The 22,181-nt window shown below is 61.3% G+C and carries 18 protein-coding genes; 11 read left to right on the forward strand and 7 right to left on the reverse strand.

The window, feature by feature from the left end:
• Positions 1 to 14: 14 nt before the first annotated feature.
• From C7U61_RS01270 to C7U61_RS01280, 3 genes are all read left to right on the forward strand, one after another.
• Positions 15 to 536, forward strand: coding sequence for a GNAT family N-acetyltransferase (locus tag C7U61_RS01270; RefSeq protein ID WP_106996334.1), 522 nt, complete (start codon positions 15 to 17; stop codon positions 534 to 536).
• A 202-nt stretch (positions 537 to 738) separates the two neighbouring features.
• Positions 739 to 1,764 carry a histone deacetylase family protein gene (locus tag C7U61_RS01275; RefSeq protein ID WP_106996335.1) on the forward strand — a complete coding sequence of 342 codons (1,026 nt, stop codon included), beginning with the start codon at positions 739 to 741 and terminating at the stop codon, positions 1,762 to 1,764.
• 98 nt (positions 1,765 to 1,862) lie between these two features.
• Positions 1,863 to 2,777, forward strand: coding sequence for an EamA family transporter (locus tag C7U61_RS01280; protein WP_181315763.1), 915 nt, complete (start codon positions 1,863 to 1,865; stop codon positions 2,775 to 2,777).
• Between the two features lie 47 nt (positions 2,778 to 2,824).
• On the opposite strand, the gene C7U61_RS01285 is transcribed toward C7U61_RS01280, so the two are convergent.
• Positions 2,825 to 3,409: a TetR/AcrR family transcriptional regulator gene (locus C7U61_RS01285; RefSeq protein WP_106996336.1), complete on the reverse strand. Its 585-nt coding sequence runs from the start codon at positions 3,407 to 3,409 to the stop codon at positions 2,825 to 2,827.
• Positions 3,410 to 3,547: 138 nt separating this feature from the next.
• Between C7U61_RS01285 and C7U61_RS01290 the strand changes: the two genes are divergently transcribed.
• Positions 3,548 to 4,105, forward strand: coding sequence for a DUF308 domain-containing protein (locus C7U61_RS01290; protein WP_106996337.1), 558 nt, complete (start codon positions 3,548 to 3,550; stop codon positions 4,103 to 4,105).
• Between the two features lie 90 nt (positions 4,106 to 4,195).
• On the opposite strand, the gene C7U61_RS01295 is transcribed toward C7U61_RS01290, so the two are convergent.
• Positions 4,196 to 4,663, reverse strand: coding sequence for a truncated hemoglobin (locus tag C7U61_RS01295; protein ID WP_106996338.1), 468 nt, complete (start codon positions 4,661 to 4,663; stop codon positions 4,196 to 4,198).
• A 255-nt stretch (positions 4,664 to 4,918) separates the two neighbouring features.
• On the opposite strand from C7U61_RS01295, the gene mbfA reads away from it, so the two are divergent.
• Positions 4,919 to 5,902 (forward strand): iron exporter MbfA, encoded by a 984-nt coding sequence (gene mbfA / locus C7U61_RS01300; RefSeq protein ID WP_106996339.1) that lies wholly within the window; start codon positions 4,919 to 4,921, stop codon positions 5,900 to 5,902.
• Between the two features lie 247 nt (positions 5,903 to 6,149).
• The gene (locus C7U61_RS01305) at positions 6,150 to 6,332 is read left to right on the forward strand and encodes a hypothetical protein (protein WP_106996340.1); all 183 of its coding nucleotides are present in this window, start codon (positions 6,150 to 6,152) and stop codon (positions 6,330 to 6,332) included.
• A 121-nt stretch (positions 6,333 to 6,453) separates the two neighbouring features.
• Here the strand turns inward: C7U61_RS01305 and C7U61_RS01310 are convergent, their stop codons facing one another.
• Together C7U61_RS01310 and C7U61_RS01315 are read right to left on the reverse strand one after the other, a co-directional pair.
• Entirely contained in the window at positions 6,454 to 7,053 is a 600-nt protein-coding gene (locus C7U61_RS01310) for a transglutaminase-like cysteine peptidase (RefSeq protein WP_106996341.1), read from the reverse strand.
• 230 nt (positions 7,054 to 7,283) lie between these two features.
• Positions 7,284 to 8,093 carry an alpha/beta hydrolase gene (locus tag C7U61_RS01315; protein ID WP_106996342.1) on the reverse strand — a complete coding sequence of 270 codons (810 nt, stop codon included), beginning with the start codon at positions 8,091 to 8,093 and terminating at the stop codon, positions 7,284 to 7,286.
• A 277-nt stretch (positions 8,094 to 8,370) separates the two neighbouring features.
• On the opposite strand from C7U61_RS01315, the gene infC reads away from it, so the two are divergent.
• The 5 genes from infC to pheT all read left to right on the forward strand — a co-directional run bounded on the left by infC (position 8,371) and on the right by pheT (position 13,724).
• Positions 8,371 to 8,907 (forward strand): translation initiation factor IF-3, encoded by a 537-nt coding sequence (infC, locus tag C7U61_RS01320; protein WP_174176104.1) that lies wholly within the window; start codon positions 8,371 to 8,373, stop codon positions 8,905 to 8,907.
• Positions 8,908 to 9,227: 320 nt separating this feature from the next.
• A complete protein-coding gene (gene rpmI, locus C7U61_RS01325) occupies positions 9,228 to 9,431 on the forward strand; it encodes a 50S ribosomal protein L35 (RefSeq protein WP_012759782.1) in 204 nt (67 codons plus the stop codon).
• 37 nt (positions 9,432 to 9,468) lie between these two features.
• Positions 9,469 to 9,873: a 50S ribosomal protein L20 gene (gene rplT / locus C7U61_RS01330; protein WP_106996343.1), complete on the forward strand. Its 405-nt coding sequence runs from the start codon at positions 9,469 to 9,471 to the stop codon at positions 9,871 to 9,873.
• 328 nt (positions 9,874 to 10,201) lie between these two features.
• On the forward strand, positions 10,202 to 11,284 hold the full coding sequence (gene pheS / locus C7U61_RS01340) for a phenylalanine--tRNA ligase subunit alpha (RefSeq protein ID WP_106996344.1): 1,083 nt from the start codon (positions 10,202 to 10,204) through the stop codon (positions 11,282 to 11,284).
• A gap of 16 nt (positions 11,285 to 11,300) precedes the next feature.
• Positions 11,301 to 13,724 carry a phenylalanine--tRNA ligase subunit beta gene (gene pheT / locus C7U61_RS01345; RefSeq protein WP_106996345.1) on the forward strand — a complete coding sequence of 808 codons (2,424 nt, stop codon included), beginning with the start codon at positions 11,301 to 11,303 and terminating at the stop codon, positions 13,722 to 13,724.
• A 139-nt stretch (positions 13,725 to 13,863) separates the two neighbouring features.
• Here pheT and C7U61_RS01350 read toward each other — a convergent pair whose 3' ends face one another.
• From C7U61_RS01350 to C7U61_RS01360, 3 genes are all read right to left on the reverse strand, one after another.
• A complete protein-coding gene (locus C7U61_RS01350; RefSeq protein ID WP_106996346.1) occupies positions 13,864 to 14,223 on the reverse strand; it encodes a nuclear transport factor 2 family protein in 360 nt (119 codons plus the stop codon).
• A gap of 93 nt (positions 14,224 to 14,316) precedes the next feature.
• The gene (pbpC, locus tag C7U61_RS01355; protein ID WP_106996347.1) at positions 14,317 to 16,404 is read right to left on the reverse strand and encodes a penicillin-binding protein 1C; all 2,088 of its coding nucleotides are present in this window, start codon (positions 16,402 to 16,404) and stop codon (positions 14,317 to 14,319) included.
• 9 nt (positions 16,405 to 16,413) lie between these two features.
• Positions 16,414 to 21,936 carry an alpha-2-macroglobulin family protein gene (locus tag C7U61_RS01360; RefSeq protein ID WP_106996348.1) on the reverse strand — a complete coding sequence of 1,841 codons (5,523 nt, stop codon included), beginning with the start codon at positions 21,934 to 21,936 and terminating at the stop codon, positions 16,414 to 16,416.
• Positions 21,937 to 22,181: the final 245 nt, after the last annotated feature.

The following is a 22,181-nucleotide window of genomic DNA, read 5'->3' on the forward strand; positions in this document are numbered from 1 at the left end:
CCAAGGACCTTCTCATGCCCGATATTCGTCTTCTCTCCGCCGTTGAGGCTCGCACTGTCCTGCCGGATCTCTGCGATGTGCTTGCCGATTGCGTCAATGGCGGCGCTTCCGTCGGCTTCATGCAGCCTTACATGCCTGCCGACGCATTGCCTTATTGGCAGAGCGTCGCAGACAGCGTCGAAAGCGGCGGGACATTGCTTTTGGTCGCCGTGATCGAGGGCAGGGTCGTAGGCACGGTGCAGGTGGGCGCAGCCCAGATGCCGAACCAGCCGCATCGCGGCGATCTGAAGAAGCTGCTGGTTCACAGCTCCGCGCGGGGCAGGGGACTTGCCCGCCTCCTGATGGAAGCGGCGGAGCGCGAAGCCGCCCGCATCGGCAAGACCCTGCTTGTGCTCGATACGGCAACCGGCAGCGATGCCGAGGCGATCTATCCGCGTCTCGGCTGGCAGCGCGTCGGCGTCGTGCCGGATTATGCCCTATGGCCGGAGGGCGGCCTTTGCGACACGACCATTTTCTACAAGCGTATTGCCGGCTGAGGGTTCTCCTAAGGGGGAAAGGAATTTCCGGTGCCCGATCCACCCCATATGCGATACCCTTGCCCTTATAGGGGAGATGTCGCGACAGCGACAGAGGAGGGATCAGCCGGCTTTAAGGCCAAACCCGCTCTTTTTTCCGAGGCGCGATGCATGTAAGCCTTCGTGTCGTTAGGATAACAAGCCGACGATGGAGGAGAGAGCGATGCGGGTCATCTATTCGGAGGATCACAAGCTCAGGGACGCCAAGACCGAACTGCATGATGGCCAGCTCGTCACGCCCTTCGAAGCACCCTTCCGCGCCGAATGGATTCTGGCCGCCGTCAAGGATGCGGGCTTTACCGATGTCGTCGCGCCCGAAGCCCATGGGCTGGAGACCGCGCGCAAGGTCCATGATCCGGCCTATCTCGATTTTTTCGGCGCGGTCTGGGAGCGTTGGATCGCCGCCGGTTACACGGGCGAGGCGATCGCAAATTCCTTCCCCGTCAGGCGCACCAGCCAGCGCGTGCCTGACAATATCGTCGGCATGATCGGCCACTATGCCAACGCCGCCGATACCTCGATTACCAAGGGGTCCTATGAGGCGGCGCTCGCCTCGATGCGCTGCGCGCTGACCGGTGCCGACTGGCTCAACGCCGGCAACCGCTTCGCCTTTGCGCTCTGCCGTCCGCCCGGCCATCACGCCGGCATCGATCTCTTCGGCGGCTATTGCTTCATCAACAATGCCGGCGTTGCTGCTCAGCGCCTGCGCGATCATGGTGCGGGCAAGGTTGCCGTACTCGATGTCGATTTCCATCACGGCAACGGCACGCAGGACATATTCTACCGGCGCAGCGATGTCTTTACGGCGTCGCTGCATGGCGATCCCATCCATGCCTTTCCTTATTTCCTCGGCCATGCCGACGAGAAGGGCGAGGGGAATGGCTTGGGTGCCAACCGCAATTATCCCATGCCGCGCGGCACGCGTTGGCAGGCCTGGTCGGCGGCACTCGACGATGCGCTTGCCCGTATCAAGCTGTTCGGCGCGGAGGCGATCGTGCTCTCGCTCGGTGTCGATACGTTCGAGCGCGATCCGATCTCCTTCTTCAAGCTGACCTCGCAGGATTTCGTCCGCATGGGCGAGAGCATTGCCGCCGCGGGTCTGCCTGTCCTCGTCTGCATGGAGGGTGGCTATGGCGTCCCCGAGATCGGCCTTAACGTTGCCAATGTGCTGAAAGGCCTCGAGGCTTGAACGACTCTTGCATCAAAGCGCCTGATCGCAGGATGAAAAGTTTGAATTTGCCAGCACAAGTTAGAGCTTCTACAAAACTTCGCCTGATGGGAGAGGTTATGGAACAGAAACTTGTCGAGAGTGGCACGGATGGCGGCGCGGCCCTGATGTCGCAGCCGGATGTTGCGCCATCGACCGGCGGCATTGCCGCCGGTGTGCTGATGTGCGTCATGTCCATGTCCTGTATCCAGTTCGGTTCGGCGCTATCGTCCCCTATCATCAATGCCTATGGACCGGTGGGTGCCACCTGGCTGCGGCTCGTCTTCGCCTCCATCGCGCTGGCGATCATTGTCCGGCCTAAGGTCATGAGCTACAGCCGCTCGCAATGGCTGGGCGTGCTGGCGCTCGGCACCGTATCGGCGCTGATGACGACCCTCTTCTTTTCGGCAATCGCGCGCATTCCGTTGGGCCTTGCCGTTGCCATCGAATTTCTCGGGCCGTTGCTGGTCGCGACCCTCGGTTTCGGGTTGAGCCGCCAGCTTCTCTGGCCGATCCTTGCGGCAATCGGCGTTCTGCTCCTGGCCTATGACGGTGAGGAGTGGGTCGGCAATCTCCCCGGCATTCTCTTTGCCATCGGTGCCGGAGCGGGATGGGCCTGCTACATTCTTTTGACGAAGAAGGTCGGCAATGCCTTTCAGGGGCTTGAAGGGCTTTCGATGTCGCTGCTGGTAGCGGCAGTCGTCTCCACGCCCTTCGGCTATGCCTCTGCTGTCCCTAATCTGACTGCCTTCGGCCTTCTTGAAATTGCCGGCCTGGCGCTGCTCGTGCCGCTGCTGCCCTATGTACTGGAAATGGTAGCGCTCAGGCGCATGCCGACATCATCCTTCGGCATCCTCATGAGCCTCGAACCCGCCATCGGCGCCTTTGCCGGTTTTGTCATTCTGTCGCAACCGATGACGCCGTCACAGATGTTCGGCACGGCGCTCGTGGTGTCCGCCAGCATCGGGGCGACGATCTTCGCCACCAAAGCCTGAGGCTGCCGCTAAAAGCTCTCTTATTTGAATTTGCGCGATATTCCCTGTTAATCATCCGCCTGGAGCCTGGCGATTTGAAGCGCAACGATTGAGATGAACAGCCCGGGATCGCCGAGAGCTCTTGCAGAGAGCATTGCTCCATGAACCGAGGCCATCAGCATTTGCGCCTCTTCGTCAGGCTGCTTCTCCAGCCGGAACTGACCATCCTCGGCCCCAGCTTGCAGCACCGATGTAAGCCACCCGGCGAGGCTATGAAAATGGCCACGCACTTGGGATGCAACCTGCTCGGGCAGCATCTGCATTTCGCTGGCCAGCATCGCGCAGACACAGAAGGGCAGCGAGGCGTCCCGAATGCATGAATTCCAGTAGGTCACATAGGCCGCCAGCTGTCCTGCGGGGCTGGAGATACCTTCGCGCAGAGACTTCAGACCGGCCTCCGTCTGTTGTCTGTAGCGGTCCACCAGCACCGAGACCAGTTCGGCCTTAGTCGGAAAATGATGATGGATGCTCGCCTTGCGAATACCGATCGCGGCGGAGATGTCGGCGTAGCTGAAGCCGTTGTAGCCTCCCGCAACGATGAGAGACTGCGCGATGTCGAGAATTTTTTCGGAGGTCGAAGTCATTGATTTCATGTCGCTGCCTACCTTTTGGTAGGCTGGCTGTCAAGATGCCGCAGCGTTTCTGCTTCTCACAAAAGGGTGTTCGAACCTCGTGTTGACCTCGCAAGATTGTCTCCCTACTAGTAGGTAGATAAATAAGGAGCCTATCGAATGCAAAGCCATACTTCGCCGCGGCCCAACTGGCTGCAATCCTACTACTTCACACGCGCAATATTCTCGATTGTATGGATCGCTACGGCGGTTCTCGCCGGCGGAAAGCCGCTTCCCGCGGCCGTTCTGCTTGTCGTTTACCCCCTATGGGATGCCCTTGCTAATCTCGTCGACGCCCGGGTTAACGGCGGCCTTAAGGTCAATCCGTCGCAGGCGCTGAATGTTGTCGTCAGCATCGCTACGGCGCTGGCCGTTGTGGTGGCCGTCTATAATAGCACCTATGCCGTTCTGGCCGTGTTTGGGGCTTGGGCGATCCTCTCGGGCCTGCTGCAGCTCTATACTGGAGTGAGACGCTGGCGTGCCTATGGCACACAATGGGTGATGATTTTAAGCGGCGCGCAGTCGGCCCTCGCCGGCGGTTTCATGCTGAGCCGCTCCCTTGGCACGGTTGCGCCGACCATTCTGGATATCGTGCCTTATGCGGCATTCGGAGCGTTCTACTTCCTGTTTTCCGCGATCTGGCTGATGGTCGCGACCTATCGCAAGGCACATGCATAGGCTGCCTGACTTGCGGCGGCGAGTTTGAAGTGACTTGCCGCTGTCGATCGCCGGCATCCGCCGCCGAACTCGGCATTTTCACGGTCTGCCTTAAACCGTCTTCCGTGCGGGATCGTCCAGCGCCGGATTATAGAAGAGCGAGAGTGTCAGGCTCTTGGCGATGCGCTCGGCCGTTGCCATGAACCAGTCTTTTGCTTCCAGAGAGGGCGCGATGTCGTCAAGCGTTTCGGAAAAGAGCGTCAGCCACTCCGGAAAGAGGTCGGCGGCCATGCCCTGGACGCCCAGATGCGCCTGCACCGGCTTGCCGCCATAGGCGCCGTTCTTGAAGGCAACGGAAGACCAGAAGCGTTTCATCTTTTCCATATGGTCCGGCCAGCGTCCGGCAAGGCGTCCGTCGAAGACCGGTCCAAGCCGGGGATGTGCTTGCACGCGTCCGTAAAATGTATCGACCAGCCTGTCGATGAAGGCCGCATCGATACCCATAGCGGCCATTTCCGCCTCGGCTTTTTCGCGAATGCCGGCAAGGTGAGCCGCGCGAACCTTTAATTCCTGTTCCATAATCGTCTCCTGGGCTCGGGCGAGGCATCGCCGCAAATCCCATCTGTTCCCCTCTATGTAAGCAATTTGCCCGCCAGACCCAAGGCGTCATCGAATGTTGCGGCAATCTGTCAAACCATCGCGCAATTTGCTGACGTTGTCGCAATGGAATCGTGAAATCTTTGGCTCAGGGCACATGGCAGCACATCCCCGCTTGACCGGCGCATCGGCTGACTTTAGATTTAGAATAATTCTAAAGTTATAAGGTTACCTCCGATGCTTCTAGGCCTGTTCCGCCCGTCCAAACGTCCTTTTACGTCGCTTTCCGAACAGGAGATTCTGGCGATCGCCATCGCGGCGGAAGAGGATGATTCGCGCATCTATCTCGCCTATGCCGATACGCTCCGTCCGCACTATCCGGAGTCCGCCAAGGTCTTCGAGGATATGGCCGAGGTCGAGGATAGCCATCGCAAGACGCTGATCGATATGCATCGCCGCCGCTTCGGCGAGCGCATTCCGCTGATCAGGCGCGAGCATGTGAGCGGCTTTTACGAGCGCAAGCCGGAGTGGCTGCGCAAGAACCTCTCCCTCGAAGCCATGCGCAACGAGGCCGAGGCCATGGAACAGCAGGCCTATAATTTCTATGTCGAAGCGGCCAAGCAGGTATCCGATGCCTCGACAAGGCAGCTTCTCGGCGATCTCGCGCTTGCCGAGCAGGGCCATGAAGACGTCGCCCGCATGCTTGGCGAGAAGCATACGCCGGAAGAGGTCAAGCACGAGGAGGATGCACAGGCGCGCCGGCAGTTCGTGCTGACCTATGTGCAGCCGGGTCTCGCCGGCCTGATGGATGGCTCCGTCTCGACGCTGGCGCCGATCTTTGCCGCCGCCTTCGCCACGCAGCAGACCTGGCAGACCTTTCTCGTCGGCCTGTCGGCATCGGTCGGCGCCGGCATTTCGATGGGTTTTACCGAGGCGGCCCATGACGATGGCAAGATTTCCGGTCGCGGTTCGCCGGTCAAGCGCGGTCTTGCCTGCGGCATCATGACGGCGCTCGGCGGCCTCGGCCACGCCTTGCCCTATCTCATTCCGCATTTCTGGACCGCGACGATCACCGCGGCCGTAGTTGTGTTCTTTGAGCTCTGGGCCATCGCCTTCATTCAGAACAAGTATATGGAAACGCCCTTCCTGCGGGCTGCCTTCCAGGTCGTCCTCGGGGGCTCGCTGGTACTGGGTGCCGGCATTCTGATCGGAAATGGGTGAGACACGATCGGCGTAGCCGGCGAAACGATCCGGTGAATCGTTTCGGCCGTCGGACGCCCCTTCGGCGAGCTCAGGATGCCCAAGCGAAGGGCCGGCGGCGAGGGATGGGCAATGTTTGGCCGACGCTTCGGAGGGGCGAAGACACTCTGCGATCACGAAATGTTAAAAGTCGGAACGCCTTCCACCGCCATTGGTTAGCAATACGAGGCTGCTCTTGGCCTCGACAGCAAACCAAAGGAGATATCCAATGGCAAACCAAGGTGGAACCCACGAACAACATGTCAAGGCTGGCCAGCAAAGCCACAAGAACATGGAGAACAACACCCGGAATGCCTCTTCTGGCTCCCGCGAGCAGCACACTGGCGGCTCCCGAGGTGGTTCCCATGAACAACACGTCAAAGCAGGCCAGCAGAGCCATAAGAACAGTTGACGTTCGTGGTGATGACCTATTCGCCCTTACCGGAAAGTAACGGACGTCTTCATACCCGATGAAAAAACGAAAAGCCGGTCCGATGGGCCGGCTTATCGGCGTTTAACCCTGTGGCTTTCGCTTACTTGACGGCGCCGACGAGGACGTCGTTGCCGTTTTCGATGGTCACCCAGCGGCCGGCGTTGAAGCTCGCTTGGCGCTTCAGGTAGGAATAGGGAGTCTGGTTCCAGACCTTGATCTCGTCTTCGAGATTGTCGAGGATGAAATCGCCCTGCTTGGTGCGCAGCGTCAGCACCGCATGTCCCTCGCCATCGGGCTTGCGCACGACCGTCATCAGCAGATTGGAGGCGGAAATGCCGCTCTGCATCAGAAGCCTGCGCTTCAGCAGAGCAAAATCCTCGCAATCGCCGGCGGTTTTCGGATATTCCCAATATTCTTCCTGACCGTAGACTTCCATGTCGGTCGCGGGGCGGATGGTCTTGTTGACGCGCAGGTTGATCTGATTGACCAGCGCCCAGGCGGCGGCGTTCATGTCGACCGGGCCGACATTGCGGGTCGGGCCGCACTCGTCGGTATGGCTCTGACAAAAGTCGTAGTGCCCGATCGGCTGGGAAGTCACGTTGCCGACGGTCATCGAAGCGCCCTGCTGAGGTGCCGGCATCGCCGCCGATGACATTGCAACTATAGCAGCGAAGGCAATCAACAAGCCCTTAATACGCACGCCCACTATCCTTGTATCGTCCCTGCATTTGTTAACAAATTGTTAATGTAGGGGGGCGCGCGAAGTCAATCGTTACTTAAGTGTTAACGCGGGAACCAGCTCATATGGTTAATTTCGGCACAATCGAGGGGATAGCCGCCGTAATTCTCTGCTGCCTGCGATGATGCACGCGCACGCGTCGGCCGGCAAAGGAGGCCGCGCGATAAGAGTATTGCGGCTATCTCATTGTTTTATGGCATATTATGCAGCGCCGCCGTCTCGGCGACGGCGAGCATGCGCTCCAGATCCTGCGGCCGCGACAGGCGGTGATCGCCATCGCGCACAAGTGTTAACACCACATCGTCGGCCGGCAGGTGTTCGACCAGCTTTAACGAATGCGAGAAAGGCACGTCGGCATCCTCCATGCCTTGTAGGATGTGAACGGGGCAGCCGGTTTCGATGATGCCGGTGAGCACGCGATTGGCCCGGCCGTCCTCGATGAGTGCGCGGGTGAAGATATTGGGCTCGGGGCTGTATTCCGACGGCTCTTCGAAATAGCCGCGCTCTGCCAGTGAGCGCCGCTCGACATCGGAAAGATTGGGCTCGATGAGGTCGATGGTGAAATCGGGTGCGGGCGCAATCAGCACGAGGCCTGCAATAATGGGGGACTTCTTGCGCTTGCGCAGTTCCTGGATGAGCCGGAGCGCGATCCAGCCGCCCATCGACGAGCCGACGAGAACGATCTTCTTCGGCTTTGTATGGTCGATGACGGCAAGCGCCTCCTCCAGCCAGCGCGAAATCGTGCCGTTGGTGAACTTGCCGCCGGATTGGCCGTGGCCGGAATAGTCGAAGCGGATGCAGCCGATACCGAGCCGCGCCGCCAACGCATCCAGTTCCAGCGCCTTGGTTCCGCTCATGTCGGACCGATAGCCGGATAACCAGACAAAGCTGACATTCCTGGCACCCTTGCCGGCAGCACGCTGGATGATGGCGATCTGGCGCTCGCTGTCGCCAGTGCCGACGGGAAGGAAGGTCGGTTGGATGGTTGCGGTCTCGGACATGAAAAGCTCCCGGATTTTCTGCCCTATAAAACAGATTCGCGCTAGCGTGACCTGAAAAATCCTCAAACTTTTCGCTGGGCTCTCTATATAATTGCCGAAGATACTGTGTCCTTCGCGCATCTCGCGCTTCCGCGACACTCTATTGACACGCGGGAGGTGCTTTTTTCCTGCTGTCATGCTATTGACTTCAACACAGCTTTTACGACATTTCCGTCAGTTGCGCCGACGGGGAGCGAGAGGCTGCAGCTATCCGAAACAATTCGTGGAGAATACGACCATTCGCAGACCCTTTAAAACCGATGCGCCCGTAAAGGACGGGCCACGTTCCAACAGGGAAATTCGCATTCCCAAGGTTCAGCTCATCGCTGCCGATGGCGCGAATATGGGCATCGTCCCGACCGACCAGGCATTGAGAATGGCAGAGGAGGCCGGTCTCGATCTGGTAGAGATTTCCCCCAATGCTGAACCGCCTGTTTGCAAGATCCTCGATCTGGGCAAGCTGAAATATGCCAACCAGAAGAAGGCCGCCGAGGCGCGTAAGAAGCAGAAGATCGTCGAAGTCAAAGAAATCAAGATGCGCCCCAACATCGACACCCATGACTATGAGGTGAAGATGAAGGCGATCGGCCGTTTCTTCGAAGAAGGCGACAAGGTGAAGGTGACCTTGAAGTTCCGTGGCCGCGAAATGGCCCACCAGGAACTCGGTATGAAGCTTCTTCAGCAGGTCAAGGAAGATACGATCGAGATCGCCAAGGTGGAGGCCGAGCCCAAGCTCGAAGGCCGCCAGATGATGATGGTACTTGCGCCGAAGTGAGGCGCAAGTTGGAGTAGAGAGGCCGGAGCCGTCCCTTGGACGGCTTTTCCTTTTCTGCGGCATGGGCCATGCCTGTCATCGATCTGCAAAGATTCCCGCATTGGCACCGTTGCACTTGAAGACAAGTGCGGTTATAAGCGCGCGTCCGAACTGACCGGCAGGGCATGCCGTGGCAGTTCAGAATGCTGGTGGAGCGGTTCGTCACCGTATCCGCCGTTCAACAACAAACGCTCCGGCACCTTGTTGCAGCCCGGTCAATCCGGATCTGTGGGAAGGGCTTTTAAGCAAAGCAGGCCAGGAAGCATCGAAGGAGTAGCAAAATGCCCAAGATGAAGACGAAGTCCTCTGCCAAGAAGCGGTTCAAGATCACCGCATCCGGCAAGGTCAAGGCAGCCGCTGCTGGCAAGCGCCACGGCATGATCAAGCGTAGCAACAAGTTCATTCGCGATGCCCGCGGCACCATGGTTCTCGCAGAACCGGATGGCCGTAAGGTTATCAAGAACTACTTGCCGAACGGTCTCTAAGACTATTCGTAACGCTATAGACTAAGGAGATCATGACATGGCACGCGTAAAAAGAGGCGTTACCGCCCACGCCAAGCACAAGAAGGTTCTGAAGGCAGCCAAGGGCTTCTACGGCCGCCGCAAGAACACCATCCGTACCGCAAAGGCCGCCGTCGATCGTGCAAAGCAGTATGCTTACCGCGACCGCAAGGTTAACAAGCGCAACTTCCGCGCTCTCTGGATCCAGCGTATCAACGCTGCCGTCCGCGAGCATGGCCTGACCTATGGCCGCTTTATCGACGGTCTGAACAAGGCTGGTATCGAAGTCGACCGCAAGGTTCTCTCCGACATGGCAATCCATGAGTCGGACGCTTTCGGCGCGCTCGTCGCCGCTTCGAAGAAGGCGCTTGAATATCTCAAGGAAGCCGGCACGAAGAACGAGTTCGAAGCAGCCGTTAACTAACGCTGCCTCGCACGTTTTTCGTAAATTCATTATGAAACCCGCGCTGGCGAAACCGGCGCGGGTTTTGTGTTTTGCAGCATACGCTTTTCCATCGTGTCAGGCTGTCTTGTCGGGCGAGGCTCAAAAAAGGGGTCGCGCATCGGGCGGCAAATACCAAGGACCGCATTCTTGGCGTGTTTTTGTCATTTGCCCGGTTGATTGGCCGCTTGCACATGGGTAGTGATCTGCAGCGCCTCATCCTTGCTATAAGCAGTCCGATGTGGGTGTTCATCCATTATTCCGCGGAATGAGCGGCGTTCCAAGCCCGCCGCCCGCAAGGCAGGATCAGATGACGGAACTCGTAACACTCGAAACCCAACTCATGGCCGAGGTGGCCGCGGCGAACGACGAGCAGTCGATCGAGGCGGTCAGGGTTGCCGCGCTCGGCAAGAAGGGCTCGGTTTCGGAACTGCTGAAGACGCTGGGCTCGATGTCGCCGGAAGAACGGCAGACGCGCGGCGCAGCGATCAACGCGCTGAAGAACGCCGTGACCGATGCCATTAATGCCCGCAAGAGCGCGCTGCGCGATGCTGCGATCGAGGCGAAGCTGAAGGCCGAAACGGTCGATGTCAGCCTTCCCGTCCGCTCCTCGCCGGCCGAACGCGGCCGCATCCATCCGATCAGCCAGATCGTCGACGAAATCACCGCCATCTTCGGCGATATGGGCTTCTCGATCGCCGAGGGTCCGGATGTCGAGACCGATTACTACAATTTCACGGCGCTGAACTTTCCGGAAGGACACCCCGCCCGCGAAATGCACGACACCTTCTTCTTCCAGCCGGATGAAAAGGGTGAGCGCAAGGTGCTGCGCACGCACACCTCGCCGGTGCAGGTGCGCACCATGGAAGCGCAAAAGCCGCCGATCCGCATCATCATTCCCGGCAAGACCTACCGCCAGGACAGCGATGCCACGCATTCGCCGATGTTCCATCAGGTCGAAGGCCTCGTCATCGACAAGACGGCGAATGTCGCCAACATCCGCTGGGTGCTCGAAGAGTTCTGCAAGACCTTCTTCGAGGTCGACAATGTGACGATGCGCTTCCGTCCGTCCTTCTTCCCCTTCACGGAGCCGTCCTTCGAGGTGGATATCCAGTGCGACCGTTCCGGCCCGATCGTCAAGTTCGGCGAAGGCACCGACTGGATGGAAATCCTCGGCTGCGGCATGGTGCATCCGAATGTGCTGCGCTATGGCGGTCTCGATCCGGACGAATATCAGGGCTTTGCCTGGGGCATGGGCCTCGACCGCATTGCCATGCTGAAATATGGCATGCCCGACCTGCGCGATTTCTTCAATGCCGATGTCCGCTGGATGAACCACTACGGCTTCCGCCCGCTCGACATGCCGACGCTGTTCGGCGGTTTGAGCGCGTAAGGAAGGGATAAAGCACATGAAATTCACACTCTCCTGGCTGAAAGAGCACCTGGAAACCGACGCCACGCTCGACGAGATCTGCGCCCGCCTGACGATGATCGGGCTGGAAGTGGAAGAGGTTGACGACAAGGCGGCGTTCAAGCCCTTCGTCATCGCCAAGGTTCTCTCGGCCGAAAAACACCCGCAGGCCGATCGCCTGAAGGTGCTGATGGTCGATACCGGTAGCGGTGCGCCCGTTCAGGTCGTCTGCGGCGCCCCCAATGCCCGCGCGGGCCTCGTCGGCGCCTTCGCGGCCCCCGGCACCTATGTTCCCGGCATCGACGTGACGCTCGCCATCGGCAACATCCGCGGCGTCGAGAGCCGCGGCATGATGTGCTCGGAGAAGGAACTCGAAATCTCCGACAGCCATGACGGCATCATCGACCTTCCGGAAGATGCGCCCGTCGGTACGAGCTTCGCCGCCTATGCCGGGCTCGACGATCCAATGATCGAGATCAACCTGACGCCGAACCGCCCGGATTGCACCGGTGTCTACGGCATCGCCCGCGATCTCGCCGCCTCAGGCCTCGGTACGTTGAAGCCTCGCCTTACGCCGACTTTCCCTGTCCAAGGCGAAACGCCGACCGAGCTCAAGATCGAGCTGGACGATATCAGCCTTTGCCCCGGCTTTTCGCTGCGCCTCGTGCGCGGCGTCAAAAACGGCCCGAGCCCGAAATGGATGCAGCAGCGCCTGCTCGCGATCGGTTTGCGCCCCATCAGCGCGCTGGTCGACATTACCAACTACATGACCTTCGACCAGGGCCGGCCGATGCACGTCTTCGACGCCGCCAAGGTCAAGGGCAATCTGGTCGTGCGCCGCGCCAGGGACGGTGAAACCGTGCTGGCGCTGGACGAGCGTGAATATAAGCTCAACCCCGGCAACGTCGTCATCGCCGATGACAACGGCGTCGAATCGATCGGCGGTATCATGGGCGGCGAGCATTCCGGCTGCGACGAGAACACGACCGACGTGCTGATCGAATCGGCACTTTGGGACCCGATGAACATCGCCAAGACCGGCCGCAGTCTCGGCATCATCACCGATGCGCGCTATCGTTTCGAGCGTGGCGTCGATCCGGAATATATGGTGCCTGGCCTCGAGCGCACGACGGAGCTGGTTCTTGCCTGCTGTGGTGGCACAGCCGCCAAGGCGCGCGTCGAGGGCTACAAGGGCTATGAGGCGAAGGTCGTCGATTTCCCGCTGTCGGAAGTCAAGCGCCTGACCGGCCTCGAAGTCTCGACCGATGAGAGCAAGTCGATCTTGACGAAGCTCGGCTTCTCGGTCTCCGGTTCGGGCGAGCGCATTTCCGTTGCCGTTCCCTCCTGGCGTCCGGATGTCGATGGCAAGGCCGACCTCGTCGAAGAAATCATGCGCATCCACGGCGTTGACAATATCAAGCCGCAGCCGCTTAGCAGCCATGCCGCCGTCAACGGCAAGATCCTGACGACACTGCAGATCCGCACGCGCACCGCCAAGCGTGCGCTGGCTTCGCGGGGCATGCTGGAAGCCGTCACCTGGTCCTTCATCTCCGAAGATCAGGCGAAGCTCTTCGGCGGCGGCTCCAATGCGCTGAAGCTTGCGAACCCGATCGCCGCTGATATGTCCGACATGCGGCCCTCGCTGCTGCCGGGCCTGCTGTCGGCCGCGCAGCGCAATGCCGACAAGGGCTATGGCGATGTCGCGATCTTCGAAGTCTCCGGCACCTACGAGAACGATACGCCCGGGGGCCAGCGGCGTGTTGCCGGCGGTATCCGCCGCGGCACGGCATCGCTTGCCGGCGCCGGCCGCATGTGGTCGAACGCCGCCAAGGGCGGCGGCAAGCCGGTCGATGTCTTCGATGCCAAGGCCGATGCGCTTGCAGTGATCGAAGCTTGTGGCCTGCCGATGGGCAATATCCAGATCGAGCAGGGCGGCCCGGCCTGGTATCATCCCGGCCGCTCCGGCACCATAAAGATGGGTCCGAAGGTCGTGCTCGGCTATTTCGGCGAGTTCCATCCGAAGACGCTGGAAGCGCTCGACGTGTCGGGTGCGCTCGCCGGCTTCGAAGTCTATATCGATGCCATGCCCGAGCCGAAGAAGAAGGCGACCCGCACCAAGCCGGCGCTGGAGCTTTCTCCCTTCCAGGCCGTCAAGCGCGACTTCGCCTTTGTGGTCGACAAGTCGGTGGAAGCCGGCGCCATCGTCCGCGCCGCCGTCGGTGCCGACCGCAAGCTGGTCACTGGCGTCAACGTCTTCGACATCTTCGAGGGCGCATCGCTCGGCGAGGGCAAGAAGTCCATCGCCATCGAAGTACAGATCCAGCCGGCCGAGCGCACGCTGACGGATGAGGATTTCGAGGCGCTGACTCAGAAGATCGTCGCGAATGTGACGAAATCGACAGGTGGAGTGCTCAGAGGATAATCGGCTGCTGCCGAGTTCGCGGAGAGCTCGGCACCCCCTCAGTCGCTGCCGCAACATCTCCCCCACAAGGGGGAGATTGGTGACTCGCCGACAGTGACAGAGGGGGTATCACAGGTGCGGCGCATCAAAGCAACCGGTTCTACCGATGCAGATGATAAACCTTGTTCACCACGCTCCACCGTCCATCGATCTTCACCAGTGACAAATAATCCGAAAACCGCATGCCGGCGAATTCGTCGACGACCTTGACGCTTGCCGCATCGCCTTCGATGTCGATCAGTTCGATCTCCATCAGCGGCATGGTGCCGGGCGGGGCGCTGCCTTCCTCGACGATCGCGGCGATGAATTCGTCGCGCGTCATCCATTCCACCGCGCCCTGGTAATTGCCGATGATCGCTGCTCGCGGATGGAAGGCCTTGCGCAGCGCCGGCTCGTTCGCGAATGCCATTCCATCGACATAGAGATGAACAACCGCACGGATTGCCTGCTCTTCCGACATCTCGCCATTCCTCTCTTGAGTTATGCCTAAGATATCATAGACGCCGGCAGCTGACAAAAATGCGGGCGGCGTGATCGCAATGATTTGACTTAATCATTCGACAAAGACCCGCACGCTTGCCGCGCGTCCGGCCGCGTCGATGACGGTCAGCGTCGAATAGCCGGCACCATCGGGTGTCCACTGGTTGGTGCGGCGGCGCGACATGTCGGGCAGCGGCTTGCCGTTGGCGAGCCAGCGGAACGGCGCCCTGCCACCCTGCAGCTTCAGCGCCAGCGGCATGATCTGGTCGTTGCCACTGCTGGCGCCGAGATCGACGCGCGCGCCTTCCGGCGGATAGACGATCTGCGGCGCCGGTTCGCGGCTGGAGGCGGCCAGCAGCCCAGCGGCGGTCACGGAAAAGCGCCGTTGGCTGATCGGCAGTTCGGTCGGCGCGATGCGCACGGCTCCCATAGGAGCGGCAGGGAAGGGGGTTATGGCAACGCCGGATTTCGCGAAGGCCTCGAACAGGATGGGGGCGGCGGAAACATAGCCCGCCAGCCCCGGCACGGCGCCATTGTCCGGACGACCGACCCAGACGCCGAGCACATGCGCACCGTCATAGCCGATCGACCAGGCATCGCGGTTGCCGTAGCTGGTGCCGGTCTTGTAGGCGATGCCGAGCTGCTTGCTGCCGCGCGGCGCGATGATGTCGGAGAGAATATCGGTAATGTTCCACGCCGCGATCGGCTCCATCAACGGCACGCCGTCGATCGGCCCCGGCTCGTCCTGTACGCCGTCGCCGATCCGCATCGCCTTGCCGCGATTGGCAAGGCCGGCATAGAGCTGCACGAGGTCCTTCAGCGTCACGCCGACCCCCCCGAGGCCGATGGCAAGGCCGGGCGCTTCGTTCGGCGGCAGCTTCGGCTTCACCTCGGCACGGCGGAAACGCACCAGCAGCCGCGTGGGACCGACGGCATCGAGCAGCCGCACGGCCGGCACGTTGAGCGACAGCTGCAGCGCCTGACGCACGCTGACATCGCCTTGGTAGCTCATGTCGAAATTTCGGGGGCGGTAGCCGTAGAAATCGGCGGGGCGATCCTCGATGATCGTTTCCTGCGCCACATAGCCGTGCTCGAAGGCAAGGCCGTAGATGAAGGGCTTCAGCGTCGAGCCGGGCGAGCGCAGCGCGCGGGTCATGTCGACCCAGCCGGCGCGCGAGGAATCGAAATAATTGGCCGAGCCGACTTCGCCGATGATCTCGCCGGTCTTGGCGTCAGCCATGATCATGGCGACCGACACTTTCGGCCCAAGCCGCTTTGCCGCCGCATCCGCAACGGCTTCGAGGCCCTGCTGTACATCGCGCCGCAGCGTCGTCTTGTGCTTGATGATGCCGGGCTGTTTGCGCAGCGTCAGTTCGGCGAGATGCGCGGCATAGGCTGGCAACTGCCGGCGCTGGGCCGGAATGGGGGAAAGCGAGGCCCATTCCGCTTCACCTTCGCCGATAACAGCTGCTACGGCGGCGCGCTCAAGCACGCGATGGCGGGCAGCCTGGGCTGCCGCGAGATTGCGGTCCGGCCGGCGTTTTTCCGGCAGCTGCGGCAGCGCCACGAGCAGGCCCGCCTGCGCGACCGTCAAGTGCCGCGGCTCCTTGCCAAAATAGGCAAGGCTCGCCGCGCGCACGCCTTCTAGATTGCCGCCATAGGGCGCATGGGTCAGGTAAAGGTCGAGGATCTGTTCCTTGGTCAGTCGCCGCTCGATCTGGATGGCACGGACGACCTGCAGGAGCTTCGCCGTCATCGACCGCTCGCTGCGCGGCTCGATCAGGCGCGCCACCTGCATGGAGAGCGTCGAGCCGCCGGAGACGATGCGGCCATGGGTGAGGAGCTGCAGGAAGGCACGGCCGATCGCTATCGGATCGACGCCGTGGTGGTCGTAGAAGCGCCGGTCCTCATAGGCGACCAGCATGCGCAGAAATTGCGGATCGACATCGGCAACGCCGGTCTTCAGCCGCCACCGGCCCTCTGGCATGGCGAAGGCGCGCAGGAGATCGCCATTGGCGTCGAGCACCTCGGCCGAGACCACGCGCGCATTATCCAGCGGCGGCGGATAGGCGCGGTCCGCGGCTTCCAGGCCGAAGACCAGAGCCACCGCCGTTAATACGGTGGCTCCAATGCCGACCGCAATTTTCCACCGCGCCTTCATGGCTGCTTCTTACTGCTGGGCGCCCAGCACCTCCATGCGGCCCATCGCCGTGCGGGCCGAAAACTGCGGACGATACATGTCCTCGACGCTTGCGGCCGGATGATCGTAGACGCCGGGGGTAACCGCGCGCACGACATAGGCGAAGGTCATATCGCGGTCTGCTCCGGAGCCCTGATCGAAGGCAGCCACGAAGCGGTCGTTTCGGAATTCGACATGAGCAGGCTGAATTTCGCTGAGCCAGTCGAAGTTCGAAAGCTGGGCGCTGTTGACGATGCTCGGATTGTCGATCTCGAAGCCTGCCGGCAAAAGATCGGTCACGAGGATGCGCTGCGGCCAGTCATTGTCCTCGGTCACATGCAGGACGACCACGTAACGTTCGTTCTGCTGTGCCTGGCTGACATTCGCCTCTTCGCCGTCGAGCGTGTAGTATTTGCGCTCGATCTTGAAGCCGTTGCCGCCGGCCGGCAGCTGTGCGACCGGAGCCGCGACCGTGGTCACGGCAGCTGACAGCGGCTGGCGCGTCGTGTTGGTCACCGTCAGCGGATGGCCCATCAGGGCATCGCCCGACATCTGCGCCATATAGGTGCCGCTGTGGGCGGCACCGTTGACATCGAGCGTCAGGCCGTCATCGCCGTTCTGCAAAGCGCGGGCAGCGAGCAGCATCCAGGTCTGCTCCTGGGTGCTGGTATATTTCCGGCTCTGCCAATCCTTGGCGACGACGCTTGCGAGATCCGGAATGATCGGCGGCACCGGACGGCTTTCGGCGGCCAGCGCCAGCACGGCGGCACCGTCGCGCAGCGACGAGCCGTAATCCGAGCGGACGAAGCTGACCTTGGTCACCGCCGCCTTCTGCGACATCTGCAGCGAATCCAGGAAGATATTGCGCGAGCGCTGAGCATCCCCATAGAGCGCCAGAGCCGCAGCCAGATGCGCCTTGGAGAGCGGCGTCGGGAAGTCGTTCAGCATTGTGTCCGCATAGTAGCGCAGATCGCTGATCGAGGCCTTCTTGTTGCGTGCCAGCACATAAAGCGCATAGGCGATCTCGTTGCCATTATCCTTGACATTGGTGTTGGCGCTGAGCGCATTCTGGAGGTTTTCGAGCCCCTGCACCATCGCCTGATCCGGCACGTTGTACTTCTGCTCGCGGGCGCGGGTCAGGAAATCCATCACGTATGCATCAAGCCAGAGATCGCCGGAGCCCGGCCCCCAGAGGCCGAAGCTGCCCGTCGAAGACTGGTAGGACAGTTCGCGATAGATCGAGTCCTGCACGCGCTTCTGGATTTCGGCATCGTCGGCAAGGCCGTTCTTGATGGCCATGTCGCTGAAGTAGAGCAGCGGCATCGCGCTGCTCGCCGTCTGTTCCGCGCAGCCATAGGGATAGCGGCTGAGGCTCATCAAGAGCGCCGGCACGTCGAAAGCGCTGGAACGGCTGACATTGACGCTGACCGAGGCGCCGGGCAGCACGCTGTCGGCGAGAAGGTCGGCATTAACGGTCAGGCCCTTGCCGGGGGCAAGCGCGATGACACGCCGTTCGGTGACCGGCAGTTGCGATGGGCGCACCGGGATATCGACCGATTGATCGAGTGACATGCCCGACGCATTCGAGAGCTTGATCGAAACCGTACCGTCGCCCGGCTGTCCGCCGGTCAGCGGCAGCGTGATGTTGTACTTGCCGCCGGTCTGCAGGTTAATCTTCTGCTGCGCGGCGCTCGCATCCACGGTCACCGCGCTGTTGCCCGTCACGGCGAGCGTGTACTCGCCCGCGGGCGCATCGGTGTTGGCGACGTCGAGACGCAGGTTCGCCTTGTCTCCGGGAGCCAGGAATTTCGGCAGGCTTGCGGTGACGACAACCGGATCGCGGATGATCACATCCTGCGTTGCGTGGCCGACGCCAGCCTTCGACCAGGCAACCGCCATGAGCCGCGCAGTGCCGTTGAACTGCGGAATGTCGAAGCTGACATTGGCCTTGCCGCTGGCATCGAGCTTGATGGGGCCGGAGAAGAACGCGATCAGCTTTTCCTTCGGCGGGCTTGCCTGCAGGGCCGCCTGTCCGCCGTCGCCGCCGGTGCGCAGCTTGCCGGTCGCGCCGAGCGAGCCGTCGATGAGGCGACCGTAGATATCGCGGATTTCGAGGCCGAGCTGGCGCTGGCCGTAATACCAGTCATCCGGTGCCGGCGGCTGGTAGCGCGTGAGATTGAGGATGCCGACATCGACGGCCGCGATCGTGACATAGGCGTCCTCATTGGCGCCGGCGCCGGCGACCTGCAGGGCGATATTCAGCGGCTGGCGCGGCAGCGTCTTCTGCGGCGCGTCGATCTTGATCTGCAACTTGCGCTCGCCGGGGTCGACCGGTGCCCACTTGATGCCGATGGCGCGCATGGGCATGCGGCTTTCCTGGGCGTCACCAGGGCGGAAAAGGGTAGCCGTCAGATAGGTGCCGGCACCCCAGTCCGCCGTTACGGGAACGTCAACTTCGCCGCCCGTCGCGCCGATATCGGCATTGGTAACCGAGATCAGCGTTTCCGAGCCTGCCGTCACCATGAGCTGGCCGGCATAGCGCGAGGTGACCTTCAGCTTGGCCGTATCGCCGACATGGTAACTTTCCTTGTCGAGTGCGATCTCGAGCGCGTCAGGCGTTTCCGTCGAGGTGGAGGCGACATACCAGCCGGCATTGAATTCGACGCTCGATTCCGGACCGTTCGCATCGGCGGTAGAGACTTCGAGACGGTAGCGGCCCCAGGTGACCGGCATGGAAATCGCCGCGCCGTCTGTCGTGGCGTTGACCGTGCCGACCGCCACCTGCTTGGTGGACATGATCGGCTCGAACTTCCAGCTGCTGCCGTCGCGATACCATTGATAATTGCGCTCGACGCTGAGCAGCTTCCAGGTCAGGCCCTGCATGGCCTGTTTCTGGCCATTGGCGTCGACCACGATGACATGGAAGTTGCCGACGGAATTCTCGCCGAGATCGCCGTCGAATTCCGGCTTGATGCCGATGCGCGGACCGTCCGCCTTGACGGGCAGGGTCAGCGAGCGCTCGACGGCGCGGCCGCCGGCTTCCTGCATACGCACCGTGATATTGGCGTTCAGGAGCTGCGTGGTCGACGGCGTGTCGTTGATCGTGACATTGAAGGTGGTCTTGCCGTTTTCGTCGAGCGCCTGAAGGTCTTCGAGCGGCACCTGCGTGCTTTCCGCCTTGCTGTCGCCGCTGCTGCTGTCGTCGTCGTCATTGTTTGCGTTCGCCTTGCCAGCACCCTCGTCGGCGAGGCCGAACTGATAGCCCTTGAAGGCATCGCTCTGGCGCGTCGGCTTCAGCGTCACTTCGCCTTCGAGGTTGAGGCCGGCAGCCGGCGCGCCATAGAGATAGCGTCCATCGACATTAACAGGCGTCGGCTGGCCGACTTCTATTTCCTTGGCGTCGCTCTTCAGGTCGAATTCGATGCGATCCGGCACGAAGTCGTCGACGAGGAAGGTCTGCGAGCCGATGGAGGCGCCCTTCGGGTCTGTATAGATGTTCATCGTCCAGGTGCCGCGCATCGAGGTCTGCTGCAGCGGCAGGTCGACGTTGTAGCCGCCGAGCTTGCCGCCATCGGTGACGATGCGGCGATCCTCGACGCCATCCGGGCGCAGGAAGACGAAGGTGAGGGGCAGGTTTTCGACCGCCGTCGAGCTGACGTCACGGGCAAGTGCCGAGGCATGCACCGTCTCGCCGGCGCGGTAGATGCCACGCTCGGTCCAGGTCAAGAGGTCGATCGCGCCAGGTGCGGTTCTACCCGCAACGCCGCGGTCGGAAAGATCGAAGCCGGCGCGCGTCATGTCGAGGAAGACATAATCCTGATCGCCGTTCTGAGCCGTGATGACGGCCGGCGTCATGCCCGCCGTGCCGCGCATCAGGCCGGCGCTGAAGACGGCGCGGCCATTGTCGTCGGTCTTGGCTGTACCGAGAATTTCATTGTTCTTGGCAAGCAGCTGCAGCTGGACGCCGGCAATCGGTTTGGCGCTGCCGAGCGAGCGGGCGAAGACATTCAGTCCGTCGGTGCCGGCATAGGTGGTGACCCCGATATCGGAAACGACGAACCATTGTGTCGCCTGCGGGTCCCACTCGTGCCCGCCGCTGTCGGGCGCGACCGCCGTCAGCACATAGACGCCGGGCTTGCGCTTCGGCAGGACCTCATCGACCGGGAAGCTGGTCGCGACTTCCTTGTTGAGTTCCTGCTTGATCTCGATGGAGCCCTGCCAGACCAGCTCGCCATTGGTGTCCTGGATGGTCTGGGCGCTGTAGCTGTCCACCTGCGTCAGGAACTGCGAATTGTTCAGAAGCTGCGCAATATTGCGGTCGCCGATGCGGTAGAGTTTGAGATTGGCCGTGTTGGCGTTGACCGAAACGATCGGGATGCCGCGACGCGCGGTCGAGGGCAGCACGAAATTGTCGCCGGTGAAACGCAGCGAGGCGGCGCGATCCTTGACGTAGATGTCGACATTGACCTGCGAGGCAAGATTTTCATCCACCGAAGAGGGCAGGCCGGCGCGCAGCGAAATGCGGTAGTGCTGGCCGAATTCCAGGCCTTCGACGCAGATCTGGTTATCCTTGGCATCGACACCCTTCGGCGCGGCGCCGTTGACGGTGACGAAGGGCGTGTAGTCGACGCCGCTCTTTACCAGCTTTTCGGAAAACTGCACGCAGGCGCGCGGCGACGCATTGTCGTTGTCGAGCGTATTGCCTGTCACGCGGAAGCCCTGGCGGGCCAGAAGATCGTTGTAGGCTGCCTGCACCGCGGCCGAGCTGACCAGATTGAGACTCGCCTTGTAGGCGCTGAGCGCGGGACGATAGTTCTGCGCATTCTTCAGTGCCTCGGCGAGAACCGCCAGCGCATCGGCGCGGCTGCTCGTCGTGCGGGTCAGCTGATAGCCGTTGAGCGCGGCATAGGCGGCCCGCGTGGCGACAGACGTGTCGTTCGTGATCGTATTGGCGGCGCGCGCCATCTCGATCCACAGGTCGCCATTGTCGGGGCTGAGCGAGAGCGCACCCTGGAAGGCGTTGAGGGCATCGTTGACATTGCCCGAAGTCAGCTCGATGCGGCCGAGGGCAATCAGGCTTTCGACGCCCTGGCCCTTCAGCTCGTTACCGAGCGTCAGCGTGTTCTTGGCATCGCGCGCGCTCTGGACGAAATTGTCGGAAAGGAAGGAAAGGGCAGGGGCAGCGCCGATATCCGGCTCGCTGGTGGCCGCCGTCTCGACGATCTTGCCCGCGATCGCGCCGGGGAAACTGTTGAGCTGATTGAAGTCCGACTTCATGAAGCACCACTTCACCTTGGGATTGTAGGTGAAGGCCTTGCAGGACTTGTCGCCAATGCAGGAGGCGGAGCACTGATCCAGCGTCACATTCTGCTCTGTGCGCAGATCGAAGCCGAAGTAATCGCCATCCTTCGTGGTGACCACCTGGCGCTTGACCTCAGCCGCGAGCGAGGGGCTTAGAGAGGTGAAAGTGGCGAGAAGAAATGCAGAGAAGCCGATAAACGCGCGCCTAGACATAAGTCCTCCCCACGCTGCCCGTTTTGATGGCGGCAATCTTCAAATTTCGGGCGAGTTTGTCAACCGAGCGTCGAGCTGTTGTCTAGGCTTCACGTTAATGACGATTCGCCTAGGCTCTTGAAAGAGGCTGTAATTCAGGCATTTCGCATGTTCACCCAAGCTTCAGCCGGGCTTCATTTTTTTTTCAGTCTCAAAATGACACCGGCTTTGTTGGCCGGTGTCTCTGTCTGAGCCGCACGGGAAGC

The sequence above is a fragment of the Rhizobium sp. JAB6 genome (assembly GCF_003024605.1).
Lineage (GTDB): Bacteria > Pseudomonadota > Alphaproteobacteria > Rhizobiales > Rhizobiaceae > Rhizobium.